Here is a 13,179-nt window from a genome sequence, read left to right on the forward strand (position 1 = left end):
GGCCTTTCCGGCTCGGCCGCCGCGCTCAGCGCGTGCAGCTTTCCTCGTGCGCCAACGCATCTTTGGTCGCGATGCGCCAGTTGGTGACGTTGCCCAACGCGTCGGTCTCGAAAGTCAGCTGGGTGTTCTTGCCGTCGGGCGCGGGCACTTCGAGGAAGGCGGCGCCCTCGAAGGTCGGGTTCGGCACTTGCTTGACCTTGCCGGCGTAGGCCTTGTTGATCTCGTCGATGCTCATGCCGACGTGGCCGCCACCCGGCGCCTGCGCCTTGGGATCGTAGACGTCGATGCCGGCGAGGCCGTTCTTGCCCATCAGGAAGCCGTATTGATGGGTGATCGCGCCGCGCACCGGGTAGAGCAGGTAGCAGTTCGCGTCGGGGCGCTGGCTGTTGTTGTCCTTCATCTCGCCGCCCCAGGCGCCGCGCACGCCGGCGGCGTCGGCGCCGAAGCGCGCGGTGACCGGGCCGCCGGGTTCGGCGCCGCCGCTGAAGCCGTCGTAGCCGATCGCGTCGCTGCGCACCGGGCGCGCCGGCGGTTCCAGCGGATTGCTCGCGGCCGCCGCGGCGCCGGCGGCGGGCGCCTTGCCGGTGTCGGCGGAGGCGGCGGCGCTCTGCGCGGCGGGGTCGGCGGGTTTCTGGCAGCCCGCCAGGACGAGCAACGCCAACGCGGAAGCCGCCAGGGCCGGAACGGATCGACGCATCTTGGATCACCGCTGCAATGGGACGAAGCGCCGATCCTAATCGATCGCGCGGCGCCGCAAAGGCGTTTTGCGCATTGGCTGTGGATCGAAAACCGGACCGCGTTAGCGAACCCGGTCACGCGGCGAGCGGGGCGGGGCGCACGTCGCGGCGGTGGGCGAGGGCGAGCGCGGCGGCCGGCGAGCGCGGCGACGCGGACTCGCGCGGGCGCCGCACGGCCCGTGTTCGCGCCGGTGCCGCACGACGCGCGTTCGCGCCGGCCCTGGCCGCGACGAGCGCGAGGTCGGAGTGCGGGCGCCGGCTCGCGGGAACGTGGCCGCGTGCGGCGGCGGCTGCGGCGGACGACGACGCACGCACCGTCCGCGCAAACGAAAAAGCCCGATCCGCGCGGGACCGGGCCGGTTCGATGTTGCGCCGCGGCGAACCCGCCGCGTGGGTCAGATCGCCTCGAAGCGATTGGCCTCGACGTTCTTGCGCACCTTGGCCGGATCCCAGATCCGCCCGTTCATGGCGATGTACACGCCCGGCGGCAGCGACTGCACCGCGCCGACCGCGGTGCCGATGTTGAACTCGGCGTCCGAGCCGCGGAACCGCGCCGGGTTCAGCGCGCCGGTGAGGACGATGGTCTTGTCGGCGATGGTCGCCAGCACCTTGGCGGTCTCGACCATGCTGTCGGTGCCGTGGGTGACCAGCACGTGGCTGGCGTCCTGCGCGGCGATCGCGGCGCGGATCAGCTCGCGGTCGGCCTGGGTGATGTGCAGCGAATCCTTGCGGATGATCGGAATGACGGTGTAGCGGAAGCCCACGCCGAGCTCTTCGAGGATGTGGCCGATCTGCGGTTCGCCGATCTGGTAGTCCGACTTGTCGTCGAAGTAGATCTTGTCGATCGTGCCGCCGGTGGTGACGATGCAGAGCTTGTCCATCTCGGGTGGTTCGCGTGGTCGGAGGGGAGCCGGCGATTATAGGGCCGCGGGCGGGGCTTCACGTCCGCGGGGTTCGGCGCGGCGCGCAGCGGGACGGATGAACGCGTCGCTGCGCCGGCCGCGATCCTGCCGGTCAGCCCCGCTTGCGGCCCAGCCGCGCCTTCAGCCCGGCCAGATTGGCCGAGAAGATCACCGTCAGCGCCAGGATCAGTTCGATCCAGGCGTACAGGCGCTCGCCCGGCGACGACCACGCCAGCATGACCCCGTGGCAGAACCACAGCAGCGCCAGCACCCCGGCCCAATACGCGGCCAGCCGGTTGCGTAAGGCGACGCCGACCGCCAGCAGCGCCGGCGGCAGCACGAACACGCCGAGCCCGGCGATCCAGTGCTGGCCCGGCAGCAGGTACCAGACCGCGAACAGGACGGCCAGCGCGATCAGGCTGCCCAGCAGCACCCGCTGCGGGCGCGGCGCGGCGGCGCGTTCGGGCGCGGCCCCGCTCAACGGCTCACCTTCGCCGTCAACGCCGCGACCCGGCGGCCGAGCGCGCGCGCCAGCGCCGCTTCGTCGTCGCTGAGGGTCGGGTCGTCCTGGGCGCCGGCGACGTGGCTGGCGCCGTATGGCGTGCCGCCGCCGCGGGTGTGGCTCAGCGCCGGCTCGGTGTAGGGAATGCCGAGGATCACGCAGCCGTGGTGCAGCAGCGGGACCATCATGCTCAGCAGGGTCGATTCCTGGCCGCCGTGCTGGGTCGCGGTGGAGGTGAACACCGCCGCCGGCTTGCCGACCAGGGCGCCGCTGGCCCACTGCGCGCCGAGGCCGTCGAGCCAGTGCTTGACCGGCGCGGCCATGTTGCCGAAGCGGGTGGGGCTGCCGAGGATCAGGCCGGCGCATTCGTCCAGGTCGCGCGCTTCCACGTAGGGCGCGCCGTCCTCGGGCACCGGCGGCGCCGCGGTCTGGGTCACCGCGGCCACCGGCGGCACCGTGCGCAGGCGCGCGCCGACGCCTTCGACCTCGCCGATGCCGCGCGCGATCTGGCGGGCGAGGCGGGCGACGGAGCCGCCGCGGCTGTAGTAGAGCACCAACACTTCGGTCATCGGATTCTCCTGTGCGCGGGGAAGGATAGAGGAATGCGGCGCGGGCAGCCCTCACCCCAACCCCAGCCCCGGCCCGAACGCATGGCGTTCGGGCGTTCGGTGCTGCGCGAGCCAATGGCTCGCAAGCGCGGCCCCTTACCCCGCGAGCGGGACAGGGGCTCAAGCAGCGCGAAAGGTCTTTGCGCTTCTCGCGAGCGGGAGACGGACCAAGACGAAGACGTACCCCGCCGTTCCTTCTCCCGCTTGCGGGAGAAGGTGCCCGAAGGGGCGGACGAGGCCCGCCCATGCATGCCCCCTAACGCCCCATCGGTTACCCTGCGCCCGATGGAGCCATTGGATTCGATCTACCGCTGGAGCGACCGCGTGCGCGACCGCGCGCGCGTGGGCACGTTCTTCCGCTTCCTCGCCCGCCGCTTCTTCGACGACAACCTGTTCCAGGCCGCCGGCGCGCTGTCCTACACCACGGTGTTCGCGCTGGTGCCGCTGTCGATGGTGGTGTTCGGCGTGCTCTCGGCGTTCCCGATGTTCGGCGAATGGAGCGACCGGCTCAGCGACTACATCTTCTCCAACTTCGTGCCGTCCGCGGCGCGTTCGGTGGAGGCCTACCTCAAGCAGTTCTCGGCCAACGCCGGCCAGCTCACCGCCGCCGGCGTGATCGCGCTGGTGGTGTCGCTGCTGATCACCCTCAACGGCGTGGAATCGGCGTTCAACCGGATCTGGCGCGTACACTCCGCGCGCCCGCGCATCGGCCGCTTCCTGATCTACTGGACCGTGCTGACCCTCGGCGCGCTGCTGGCCGCGGCCAGTCTGGCGATCTCGGCGCGGTTCTTCTCGATGGAAGTCTTCGCCACCCAGCCCGGCCGCTGGCTCGAAAGCCTGCTGCTGCGCGGCGCGCCGATGGCGCTGGAATGGCTGGCGTTCGCGGCGATTTATGTGGTGGTGCCGCACCGCACGGTCAAATGGCGCCACGCCGTGGCCGGCGCGTTCCTGGCGATGGTGCTGTTCGAGATCATCAAGGGCGGCATCGGCCTTTACCTCGGCAGCTTCGGTTCGTATTCCAAGATCTACGGCACCCTGGCGTTCGTGCCGATCTTCCTGCTGTGGATCTATCTGAGCTGGATCGCGGTGCTGCTGGGCGCCTCGCTGGCGTCCTCGATCGCCGCGTTCCGCTATCAGCCCGTGGCGATGCGCCTGCCGCTGGGCTTCGAGATGTACGGCCTGCTGCGCCTGCTGGCCCGCTTCGCCGAAGCGCGCAAGCGCGGGTCGGGGCTGCACATCGACGACATCCAACAACTCGAGCCGATGCTGACCGATTCGCTGGTCCAGCAGATGCTCGAACAGCTCGGCGAGATCAGCGTGGTGCGCCGCGCCGAGAGCGGCGAATGGCTGCTCTCGCGCGATCTCGACGAACTCTCGCTGGGCGAACTGTACGAAGCCTGCAACCTGCGCATTCCCATCGCCGAGGCGATGCTGCCCTGCCGCGACGACTCGCTCGGCCAGTCGGCGGTGGCGGCGATGGACGAACTGCGCGTACCGCTGCGCGCGCTGATGAAGCGGCGCGTGTCCAGCATCCATGCCGAAGAGGAAGCCCCATGACGTTGCGTTCCGCCCCCATTCGCGCGCTGCCGTTGTCCGCGCTCGCGCTCGCCGCGGCGTTGTCGCTGGCCGCGTGCCAGAAGCAGCCCGCCGCGCCCGACAGCGCGACGGCCCCGCCGGCGGCGATGCCGCCCGCCGCGACCGCGCCGGCCGGCGACAAGACGCCCGAACCCGCCCCGCCGGCCGCCGCCAACGACGTTCCCGAACTGCGCATCGCCACCCTCGACGGCAAGACTTACGACTTGGCCGAGCACCGCGGCAAGTGGGTGGTGGTGAACTTCTGGGCCACCTGGTGCGCGCCGTGCATCAAGGAAATGCCGGAGCTGTCGGCGCTGGACGCGATGCGCGAGCACATCGAGGTGATCGGTCTGGCCTACGAGGAAATCGACAAGGCCGACATGCAGGCCTTCCTCAAGAAGCATCCGGTGTCCTATCCCATCGCCGTGGTCGACGTGACCGATCCGCCCAAGTCCTTCGACACGCCCAAGGGCTTGCCGATGACGTATCTGATCGGGCCGGACGGCAAGGTCGCGGAGAAATTCCTCGGCCCGGTCGACGCGAAGAAGCTAGAGGACGCCATCGCCAAGGCGGGCGGGCCGAAGCCGGGCGAGAAGGCGGACAGCAAAGGCGCAGCGGGCAACGGCGGCGCCAGCGGCGGCAACACCTGACATGAGCGCGGCGCGCTTCTACGTCTCCGGCAAGGTGCAGGGCGTGTGGTTCCGCGCGAGCACTCGCGAGCAAGCCGTGGGCCTGGAGTTGCGGGGGTACGCCAACAACCTGCGCGACGGCCGGGTCGAAGTGCTGGCGGCCGGCGACGCGGCGGCGATCGAGCGCCTCGCGCAATGGCTGCGGCACGGCCCGCCGAACGCGCGGGTCGACCGGCTCGAACGCGAGCCGGCCGGCGAAGACGAGGCCGGGGACGGCTTCGTCTGCGGCTGAGCGGGCGCGCCGGCGGTTATGTAGGAGCGGCGCGAGCCGCGACCGCGACAACGCAACCATGCCGAAACTCGCGCGGCCGTTGCGTTGTCGCGGTCGCGGCTCGCGCCGTTCCTACAGAAAACGGCGGCGGTGAGATTGCGGCTTCGAGGAGGAGCGCTTTCGTGCGTCGCTTCGGTTGATCGCGGCTCGCGCCGCTCCTACAGAAAGCGGCGGCTGCGGGATTGCGGCTTCGAGGAGGAGCGCTTTCGTGCGTCGCTTCGGTTGCCTAGGGCCGCCCCTAGCTCGGGCCAGCCCCGATTGGCGCGCGCCCGGCGCGGGAGTGCAATGCAGGGGTCCCCCGCGGAAAAGGAGTTCTCCCCGTGCTGCCGATCGACGCCTACCGCCCCGCCAACTATCCCCTCTGCCCGCCGACGCCGCCGCCGGCCGACCCGCGCGCGCCGGGGCTCAACCCGGTCAAGGCCGATGCCGGCCCGAACCAGTTCGAAATCGGCGTGCAAGGCCCGGATCCCGACCTCGCCGTCGGCGGCACCCACGACCAGCAGGAACACCAGCGCGACGCGCTGCTGGCGCTGGCCACGCGCGGCTTCGCCAGCTACCTGACCGGGCACACGCCGGGCACGCCGCGCTATCCCAGCGACGGCGACGTCAGCAACATCCTGCGCGACCTGCAGCCGAACCCGCCGATCGGCGAGGTCGGCCGCGAAGTGACCCGCGCCGTGTACCAGAGCGACATTCCCAACGCCACGCCGCAGGAAGCCTACGACCACTTCGTGCAGAACCCCGATCAGGTCTTCGGCGCCGGCGGCATGGAAATCCGCCCGCCGGCCCAGCGCCTGGAAGACGGCGGCCGCTACATGCTCGAAACCGGCGGCCCGCCGCCGACCTGGCTGCCGGTGGAGATCCGCCTCGACGACAGCGCCCACGCCATCACCATCAACACCCTCGACGGCCACGTGCTGCGCGGCACCCAGACCTTCACCTTCACCGAGAACTGCAACGGCGGCACCACCCTGACCCAGGACGCCAGCTTCCAGGCCAGCACGCCGCTGGTCGGCGACATCCAAGAGCTGGCCTCGGTCTCCGGCGGCCAGCACAACGCGTGGCAGAACGCCCACCGCGAGATCTACGGCCAGTTCAACGGCGACCCGGACTACACCGGCATCGGCACCTCGGCGGTGAGCCCGGACCTGATCAAGGGTTGGGGCCAGATGCTGCTCACCATCGCCTCCGACCCGGGCAACTTCACCGACGTGCTGATCGACAGCGGCGGCGAACTGGCCAACGAGACCATCGACCATTGGGGCGGCTGGGCCGGCGACGTCATGGACTGGGCCGGCATCCCCGGCGGCGGCGTGGTGCGCGACGTCACCGACACCATCGGCGACGGGATCAGCGCCGGCGCCGACAAGGCCGGCGACTTCATCGAGGGCGTCGTCGACTTCGTGTTCTGAGTCCGTGCCCGCCGTTCGCGGCGATCCGACCAACAGATCGCCGCGAAAACCGGTCGCCACCTGTAGGAGCGGCGCGAGCCGCGACCAACCGAAGCGACGTACGCAAGCGCCGCTTGCCGAAGACCAGAAAATCGGTGACAGCGGCGGCCAGTGGTGCCGGGCTTCGGAAAGTTTCGTGGCATGACGTCGCTTCGGTTGGTCGCGGCTCGCGCCGCTCCTACACAAAGCGAAGGCCCCACGAACTACAACGCGCCGAGCGTTTCCATCGCGCGCCCGTTGCGCCACTCCCGCTGCGTCTGCACGTGCCCGCTGCGGTCGAGGTACTCGACGATCGAACGCACCGTCACCACCGGATAATCGCCGCCGAGCCGCGTACCGACCGGGTGATCGGTGAACGCGACATTGGCGCTGAACAAACCGCCGAGCACGCGCTTGGAATAGGGGATATGCACGCGGTCGGCGCGGAAGCCGTCGCGTTGCGCGGCGGCGAACGCGGCGGCGCGGTCCGGCGCCGGCGTTTGCGCCAGCGCCGCGCCGACGGTTTCCAGCACCCACGCGGTCGAGTTCTGATACTCGGCGCTGCCCGGCCGCGCGATCAGGTTGTAATGCGGCTGATGCAGCGCGCCTTGCGGCAGCGCGCGCAGCCGCTCGGCCAGGCGCCGCGCCAGTTCGGGTTCGAGCCAGACGATGCGCGCGTCCTGGTTGACCAGATCGTCGGCGAAGAAATTGACCAAGCCCTGGCTGTAGAGATGGGAACGGTCGCTGCCGCATTCGTTGAGCAGATGCACCGCGGTCCAGCGTCCGGCCGGATGATCGCGCACGACGAAGCCGACATGGCTGTAGACCAAACCCTGCGCCGACAGATCGGTGCCCACCCGCGCCACCAGCGCCAGCGGCGCGTCGCGCTGGTCGAGCGCGTCGGCCACGATCAGCGCGGTTTGCGCGGCGTCGGCGAGTTTGCGCGGGGCCAGCGGTTCGCTGCCGCATCCGGTGCCCGCACGTCCTTGTGCGGGCCATATCGCCAGCGTCGCCGCCAGCATCGCCGTCGCCATCAGCGTCCTGCCGTGCGCGAACGATGCGGCGGCCTTCGTTGCCCGGCCGCGTCCTTGCGCCGGTTCCCGCTCCCTGCCCAACGCTCCTTCCTGCGCCTTGCCCGTCGTGGCCACGCTCATCTCAGCTCAGCCGCCGGCTGTGCAGATGCTTGCGCGCGCGTTCGTCGGGCACGAAACAAAACACGTGGCCGGCGGCGTCGCTGATCAACCAACCGGCGCCGACCGCGGCGACGACCACCGAAGCGCCGACCGCCAATCCCAATTTGCTTGCCTGTTCGGCCGACAGCGTGACCACCAGCGAGGTGCCCACCGCGGCGGCGGACAGCGTCACCGCGACGGCCCGACCGCTGGCCTCGACCGCGACGACGGAAAATTTCGCGCCTTGCGACAGCGCGTGAGCGGCGGCCGCCGGCACCTCGACCGAAGCGTCCAGGCTGGCCGCCGACTGCCGGCTGGCGGCGTCGGATTGCACCGCCGCGCTGGCCGGCCTCCCTGCCGGCAGCGCGATGACGGCGACTGAGGCCATCGCAAGGGGGAGCAGGCGTTCGGCAATCCTTGGCATTCGTGCCACCTCGTTTCGACCTGCGGCCTAACTTCCGGGGCCGCGGCGGGGCTGGCAACGAGCATCGGCAAGGTCGCTCGGATTTCCATCGCCGGTAGCGTATTTTGCTACCCATGGCCCTCTCCATCGAACTCGTCGACGCCCTCAAGCGCTTTTTGCGCGCGCAGGACCTCACTTACCGCGACCTCGCCGCCCGGCTCAAGCTCAGCGAGGCGGCGGTCAAGCGCATGTTCTCGCGGCGGGCGATGAGCCTGGCGCGGCTGGAGGAGATCTGCGACGTCCTCGACATCGGCCTGGCCGAACTCAGCGCCGAAGCCGGCCGCGGCCGCGCGCCGATGGCCACGCTCAGCGAGGCGCAGGAGCAGGCGCTGGTCGACGAACCCGAACTGCTGCTGGCGCTGTTTCTGACCTTGAACCGCTGGAAACAGGTCGACATGCAGGCCCACTTCAATTTCTCCGACGCGCGCTGGACCCAGCTGCTGGTGCGGCTGGACCGGCTCGGCATCATCGAGTTGATGCCCGGCAACCGCGGCCGCCCGCTGACCGCGCGCAACTTCCGTTGGCGCGCCGACGGGCCGATGGAGCGCTACTTCCGCTTGAACCTGTTGCACGACTACTTCGCCGACCCGTTCGACGGCGAGCAGGACGTGTTGCTCCTGCTCAGCGGCGCGCTGAGCCCCGCCGGCATCCGTCAGCTCAAGCAGCGGCTGGGCGAAGTGGCGCGCGAGTTCGACGCGCTGCTGGCGCGCGACGCGGCCTTGAGCGCGCAGGAGCGGGTCGGCGTGAGCCTGGTGCTGGCGCAGAAGCCGTGGCTGTTGCAGCTGTTCCACCCGTATCGGCGTTCGCAGGCCTGAGGTGTGCGGTGCGTAGGAGCGGCGTAAGCCGCGATCAACCGAAGCGACGCCCGAAAGCGATTCCCCCCGAAGCCCAAAGCCCACCCGCTTTTTGTAGGAGCGGCGCGAGCCGCGACCGCGACAACGCAACTACGCCGGAGCGTTCGTCGCAGTTGCGTTGTCGCGGTCGCGGCTCGCGCCGCTCCTACAGGTAGCACCCGATTTTCGAAGTGAACCGTCAGTCGAACTCGGCGCTAGGCGGAACCGCCTTACGCGCGAACATCGCCTCGGGAACTTCAACGAACTCCATCCGATACGGCCCACCGAGCTCCTCGGGCTTGAGCTGCGGAAACTGCCGATAGAGCGGCGCGGTCACGCTCAGCAATTCGCCGGTGACCCGGCCGATGTCCTCGCACAAGGCGCGGAATTCGTCGTGCGGCAGCTGCGCCTGCAGTTGCAGCAGATGCCGGTCGAGGGTGGCGTTCATGCTTGCCAACAACAGGCTGGTGCGCTCGGCCTGTTCGCGGTCCATATCGCCTCCGGTGATGGTGTCAGCCCTTGCCGCCCGATTTTCCGCCGATGGGTTTCAACGCGCCGAATTTTTCCTTCGCCGGCTTGCTCTTGAGCGGCGGGAAGTCGAGCTTCGCCGGCGCGACATCGGTGTCGGGCAAGCGCGACAGCAAGTCGCGGATCAAGCTCAGCCGGCCCTGGCGCTGGTCGTTGAAATCCACCAGCGTCCACGGCGCGTGCTTGGTGTGGGTGGCGTCGAGCATCGCTTCGCGGGCGCGGGTGTAGTCGTCGTAGTGGGCGCGCGCCTGCAAGTCGATCGGCGAGAGCTTCCAGCGCTTGAGCGGGTCTTGCAAACGCTCGGCGAAACGCTCTTCCTGCTTGTCCTGATCGCAGCACAGCCAGTACTTGAACAGCACGATGCCGTCGTCGACCAACAGCTTCTCGAACACCGGCGCCTGCTTGAGGAAGGCCTTGACCTGCTCGGGCTTGGCGAAGCCCATGACCTGCTCGACGCCGGCGCGGTTGTACCAGCTGCGGTCGAACAGGACGATTTCGCCGGCCGCCGGCAGATGCGGCACGTAGCGCTGGAAATACCACTGTCCGGCCTCGCGTTCGCTCGGCTTGGACAGGGCGACGATGTGGCATTGGCGCGGGTTGAGGTTCTCGGAGATCGAGCCGATCGCGCCGCCCTTGCCGGCGGTGTCGCGGCCTTCGAAGATCACCATCACCCGCTTGCCGCTGTGCTGCAGCCAGCGCGCCATCGCCGCCAGCTCCAGTTGCAGCGGTTCCAGTTGCGCTTCGTATTCCTTGCGCTTGAGCTTGCTCATCGGGCGGCCTTCTTGCGGGCGGAAGCCTTCTTCGCCGGCGCCTTGCGCGCGGCGCGCGCGGGCGCCGCGCGGCGGGTGCCGGCCATGCTCGCGGCGACTTCGAGCAGCGCGCCTTGCTGGCGGGTGTCGAGCGCGCGGTAGGCGGCGAGCAGGTCGTGTTCGCCCTGGGTGCGGGCCGGGTCGAGCGTGCTGGCGAGTTCGGCCAGCAGCGCGCCGGCGGGCACGCCGAAGGCGCGCGCCAGCGCGTCGAGCTGATCGCGGCCGGGCAGCTTCTCGCCGCGCAGCCAGGCGCTGACGGTGTTGGCGCCGGCGCGCGGGATCGCGGTGGCCAGGTCGGTCACGCTCAGGCCGCTGGCCTTGGCCAGCAGGCGCAACGTGGTGTCCAGCGACATGCGCATCACTCCTTGAGGCGGGGACGCAAAGTGGCGAGGTTGCACGGCCGGGTGCGCGCGTCGAGCTGCGCGCCGACGATCTTTTCCCAGGCGGTGCGGCAGGCCGAGGTCGAGCCCGGCAGGCAGAACAGGAAGGTGGCGTTGGCCAGTCCGGCGAAGGCGCGCGACTGCAAGGTCGAGGTGCCGATCTCGTCGTAGCTGATCGCGCGGAACAGTTCGCCGAAGCCCGGCATTTCCTTGTCCAGCAGCGGCAACAGCGCCTCGGGCGTGGAGTCGCGGCCGGTGAAGCCGGTGCCGCCGGTGACCAGGATGCCGTCGACGCCGTCGTCGGCGATCCACTGCGACACCGCGGCGCGCAATTTGTAGCGGTCGTCGGGCAGCAGCTTGCGTTCGACCAAGCGGTGGCCGGCGTCGGTCAGCGACTGGATCAGGTAATCGCCGGAAGTATCGTTGGCGAGGGTGCGGCTGTCGGAAACGGTCAGCACGCACAGATTCAGGGGGATGAAATCGCGGTCGGCGGTCATGCCGCCGAGACTAGCGCAAACCGCGCCGGGCGGGGGTTAGGAAAAAGCGAAGGCGCTCACCGCGCCGGCCCCTGCAGCGGCGCCGGCGCCTCGCCCTTGCGCTGGCGCCGCGCCATCGCCAGGGTCATCGCGGCGAAGTCGACCGCGAAGCCGTCCATGTCGAACGCGCCGCTGTCGCCGCGGCGCGCCGCCAGTTCCGCGCGCAACGCCGCCAGCGCGGCGCGGTCGTTGCCCAGCGCGACCGCGCGGGCGACGAAGGCGGCATCGTCGGCGACGTTCATATGCGCCAGGCCGAGATGATGGTTGAGGCTGCCGGCCACGCGCGCGGCGAAGGTCGCGCCGGGCGTGGTGAGCACCGGGCAGCCGGCCCACAGCGCGTCGGAGGCGGTGGTGTGGGCGTTGTAGGGATGGGTGTCGAGGAACAGATCGGCGTGGCGCAGCCGCGCCAGATAATCGGCGTGCGGCTGCTTGCGCATGAACACCAGCCGCGCCGGGTCGATGCCGCGCTGGGCGGCGGCCTCGCGCAGCCGCGCATCGGCGTTGCCCGGCCCCGACAGCAGCCACAGCACGCTGCCGGGCACTCCGCGCAATACCTCCAGCGCGCGCGTCAGGCTGCGCGGGTTGAGCTTGTAGCTGTTGTTGAAGCAGCAGAACACCACGTCCTCGGCGGGCAGGCCGCAGGCGACGCGGTCGGGCGGTTCGCCCGGCACGCGGGTGGTGTCGGAGGGTTGGAAGCAGCGCGGCAGCCAGGCCACGGTTTCGCTGAAATCCTGCGCCATCGCTTCGGGCAGGACGAAGCGGTCGGCCAGCACGTAATGGATCCACGGCGCGGCGCTGGTGCCGGGATAGGCGAGCCAGTTCACCTGCACCGGCGCGGGCCGCATCGCCAGCACTTCCGGCGCGCCGCCTCCGCCCCAGCCGCGCAGGTCGAACAACACGTCGATGCCGGCGCGGCGGATCGCGTCGGCGACCTGCGCGTGCGGCTGTTGCGCGACATCGTGCAACTGCGTCGCCGCTTCGCGCAGGCGCCGGCGGATGGCGCTGCCGTCGTCGCGGTTGAGCGCGAACAGATGCGTCTCCAAGCCGCCGCGGCGTTTGAGCGCTTCGAACAGCGCGACCGTGAGCAAGCCGGTGGGATGGTTGCCGAAGCCGTTGGACAAAAAGCCGGCGCGCACCGGCGCCTGCGCGTCCTTGGCCGGCGCCGGCGACAGCGTGCGCACGGCCCGGGCGATGCTCGACGCGCGCAGGCTGGCGCAGCGGCGCTGTTCGGCGGCGCTGGCGTCTTCGCTGAGGAACGCGAACGGCTCCACCGAGGCTTGCGCGCGCGCGACCGCCTCGCGCACCTGACGGGCGAGGCCGTCGAGTTCGCGCCAGTCGCAGAGTTTGCGTTTCCAGGCCAGCAGGTACGCCGCCAGTTGCGGCTCCTGCGGCGCCAGCGAATAGGCGTGGGCATACGAGGCCAGCGCGCCCTCGGCGTCGCCGACGTCTTCCAGCGCATGGCCCAGCCACAGCGCCATGCCCGGATGCCGCGGCGCGGCGCGGGTGGCCGCGCGCAGGCTGTGCACCGCTTCGTCGCGGCGGCCGAGCATCCATTGCGCGCGGCCCAGTCGCGCCAGCGCTTCGGGATGGCCGGGGCGCAGCTCCAGCGCGCGGCGCGCGGCGATTTCGCCGGATGCGGCGTCGCCGGCGTCGAGTTCGTGTTCGGCCAGCATCACCCAACCCATCGCATCGGCGGGATGGGCGCGCAGGGATTGGCGCAGGGCGACGCGCGGATCGGTCATGG

At 70.5% G+C, this 13,179-nt stretch carries 15 protein-coding genes and 1 pseudogene; 5 read left to right on the forward strand and 11 right to left on the reverse strand.

The genetic code is table 11. The features are described from left to right. Positions 1–25: 25 nt before the first annotated feature. The 4 genes from J5226_RS10865 to wrbA form a co-directional block, all read right to left on the reverse strand. Complete coding sequence (locus tag J5226_RS10865; RefSeq protein ID WP_215839918.1) at positions 26–697, reverse strand: hypothetical protein; 672 nt, start codon at positions 695–697, stop codon at positions 26–28. 435 nt (positions 698–1,132) lie between these two features. Further along, positions 1,133–1,618 carry an asparaginase domain-containing protein gene (locus J5226_RS10870; protein ID WP_215839919.1) on the reverse strand — a complete coding sequence of 162 codons (486 nt, stop codon included), beginning with the start codon at positions 1,616–1,618 and terminating at the stop codon, positions 1,133–1,135. Between the two features lie 133 nt (positions 1,619–1,751). Continuing rightward, the gene (locus J5226_RS10875; protein ID WP_215839920.1) at positions 1,752–2,120 is read right to left on the reverse strand and encodes a DUF2069 domain-containing protein; all 369 of its coding nucleotides are present in this window, start codon (positions 2,118–2,120) and stop codon (positions 1,752–1,754) included. Continuing rightward, the gene (gene wrbA, locus J5226_RS10880) at positions 2,117–2,710 is read right to left on the reverse strand and encodes an NAD(P)H:quinone oxidoreductase (RefSeq protein ID WP_215839921.1); all 594 of its coding nucleotides are present in this window, start codon (positions 2,708–2,710) and stop codon (positions 2,117–2,119) included. Before wrbA ends, J5226_RS10875 begins: the two co-directional genes overlap by 4 nt. Positions 2,711–3,034: 324 nt before the next feature. Between wrbA and J5226_RS10885 the strand changes: the two genes are divergently transcribed. The 4 genes and pseudogenes from J5226_RS10885 (at position 3,035) to J5226_RS10900 (ending at position 6,696) form a co-directional block, all read left to right on the forward strand. Then, the gene (locus J5226_RS10885; protein ID WP_215840392.1) at positions 3,035–4,306 is read left to right on the forward strand and encodes a YihY family inner membrane protein; all 1,272 of its coding nucleotides are present in this window, start codon (positions 3,035–3,037) and stop codon (positions 4,304–4,306) included. Beyond that, positions 4,303–4,887: pseudogene (locus J5226_RS10890) on the forward strand (TlpA disulfide reductase family protein); the annotation flags it as partial. The gene J5226_RS10885 and the pseudogene J5226_RS10890, both read left to right, overlap by 4 nt. An 88-nt stretch (positions 4,888–4,975) precedes the next feature. Continuing rightward, entirely contained in the window at positions 4,976–5,245 is a 270-nt protein-coding gene (locus J5226_RS10895) for an acylphosphatase (protein ID WP_215839923.1), read from the forward strand. A gap of 359 nt (positions 5,246–5,604) precedes the next feature. Next, on the forward strand, positions 5,605–6,696 hold the full coding sequence (locus J5226_RS10900) for an SRPBCC family protein (RefSeq protein ID WP_215839924.1): 1,092 nt from the start codon (positions 5,605–5,607) through the stop codon (positions 6,694–6,696). A 242-nt stretch (positions 6,697–6,938) separates the two neighbouring features. Here the strand turns inward: J5226_RS10900 and J5226_RS10905 are convergent, their stop codons facing one another. Together J5226_RS10905 and J5226_RS10910 are read right to left on the reverse strand one after the other, a co-directional pair. Continuing rightward, on the reverse strand, positions 6,939–7,748 hold the full coding sequence (locus J5226_RS10905; protein WP_215839925.1) for a DUF2145 domain-containing protein: 810 nt from the start codon (positions 7,746–7,748) through the stop codon (positions 6,939–6,941). 121 nt (positions 7,749–7,869) lie between these two features. Then, complete coding sequence (locus J5226_RS10910; RefSeq protein WP_215839926.1) at positions 7,870–8,274, reverse strand: hypothetical protein; 405 nt, start codon at positions 8,272–8,274, stop codon at positions 7,870–7,872. A gap of 149 nt (positions 8,275–8,423) precedes the next feature. Here J5226_RS10910 and J5226_RS10915 point away from each other — a divergent pair, with 149 nt between their 5' ends. Further along, on the forward strand, positions 8,424–9,164 hold the full coding sequence (locus J5226_RS10915; protein WP_215839927.1) for a helix-turn-helix transcriptional regulator: 741 nt from the start codon (positions 8,424–8,426) through the stop codon (positions 9,162–9,164). A 217-nt stretch (positions 9,165–9,381) separates the two neighbouring features. Here the strand turns inward: J5226_RS10915 and J5226_RS10920 are convergent, their stop codons facing one another. Genes J5226_RS10920 through J5226_RS10940 form a run of 5 tightly spaced genes read right to left on the reverse strand, consistent with a single transcriptional unit; the run spans position 9,382 to position 13,177 of the window. Continuing rightward, on the reverse strand, positions 9,382–9,675 hold the full coding sequence (locus J5226_RS10920; RefSeq protein WP_215839928.1) for a hypothetical protein: 294 nt from the start codon (positions 9,673–9,675) through the stop codon (positions 9,382–9,384). A 19-nt stretch (positions 9,676–9,694) separates the two neighbouring features. Further along, positions 9,695–10,480 (reverse strand): polyphosphate kinase 2, encoded by a 786-nt coding sequence (gene ppk2, locus J5226_RS10925; RefSeq protein ID WP_215839929.1) that lies wholly within the window; start codon positions 10,478–10,480, stop codon positions 9,695–9,697. Further along, a complete protein-coding gene (locus tag J5226_RS10930) occupies positions 10,477–10,872 on the reverse strand; it encodes a helix-turn-helix transcriptional regulator (protein WP_255323055.1) in 396 nt (131 codons plus the stop codon). The genes ppk2 and J5226_RS10930 overlap by 4 nt, the downstream gene beginning before the upstream one ends. A 5-nt stretch (positions 10,873–10,877) precedes the next feature. Further along, entirely contained in the window at positions 10,878–11,396 is a 519-nt protein-coding gene (moaB, locus tag J5226_RS10935) for a molybdenum cofactor biosynthesis protein B (protein ID WP_215839930.1), read from the reverse strand. 56 nt (positions 11,397–11,452) lie between these two features. Next, entirely contained in the window at positions 11,453–13,177 is a 1,725-nt protein-coding gene (locus J5226_RS10940) for a tetratricopeptide repeat protein (RefSeq protein WP_215839931.1), read from the reverse strand. Between the last annotated feature and the right edge of the window lie 2 nt (positions 13,178–13,179).

The organism is Lysobacter sp. K5869 (genome assembly GCF_018847975.1).
Lineage (GTDB): Bacteria > Pseudomonadota > Gammaproteobacteria > Xanthomonadales > Xanthomonadaceae > Lysobacter.

Coding starts and splice junctions, on each gene's coding strand:
- J5226_RS10865 (WP_215839918.1), bottom strand. CDS start 697: ATGCGTCGATCCGTTCCGGCCCTGGCGGCTTCCGCGTTGGCGTTGCTC.
- J5226_RS10870 (WP_215839919.1), bottom strand. CDS start 1,618: ATGGACAAGCTCTGCATCGTCACCACCGGCGGCACGATCGACAAGATC.
- wrbA (WP_215839921.1), bottom strand. CDS start 2,710: ATGACCGAAGTGTTGGTGCTCTACTACAGCCGCGGCGGCTCCGTCGCC.
- J5226_RS10885 (WP_215840392.1), top strand. CDS start 3,035: ATGGAGCCATTGGATTCGATCTACCGCTGGAGCGACCGCGTGCGCGAC.
- J5226_RS10895 (WP_215839923.1), top strand. CDS start 4,976: ATGAGCGCGGCGCGCTTCTACGTCTCCGGCAAGGTGCAGGGCGTGTGG.
- J5226_RS10905 (WP_215839925.1), bottom strand. CDS start 7,748: ATGGCGACGGCGATGCTGGCGGCGACGCTGGCGATATGGCCCGCACAA.
- J5226_RS10910 (WP_215839926.1), bottom strand. CDS start 8,274: ATGGCCTCAGTCGCCGTCATCGCGCTGCCGGCAGGGAGGCCGGCCAGC.
- J5226_RS10915 (WP_215839927.1), top strand. CDS start 8,424: ATGGCCCTCTCCATCGAACTCGTCGACGCCCTCAAGCGCTTTTTGCGC.
- J5226_RS10920 (WP_215839928.1), bottom strand. CDS start 9,675: ATGGACCGCGAACAGGCCGAGCGCACCAGCCTGTTGTTGGCAAGCATG.
- ppk2 (WP_215839929.1), bottom strand. CDS start 10,480: ATGAGCAAGCTCAAGCGCAAGGAATACGAAGCGCAACTGGAACCGCTG.
- J5226_RS10930 (WP_255323055.1), bottom strand. CDS start 10,872: ATGTCGCTGGACACCACGTTGCGCCTGCTGGCCAAGGCCAGCGGCCTG.
- moaB (WP_215839930.1), bottom strand. CDS start 11,396: ATGACCGCCGACCGCGATTTCATCCCCCTGAATCTGTGCGTGCTGACC.
- J5226_RS10940 (WP_215839931.1), bottom strand. CDS start 13,177: ATGACCGATCCGCGCGTCGCCCTGCGCCAATCCCTGCGCGCCCATCCC.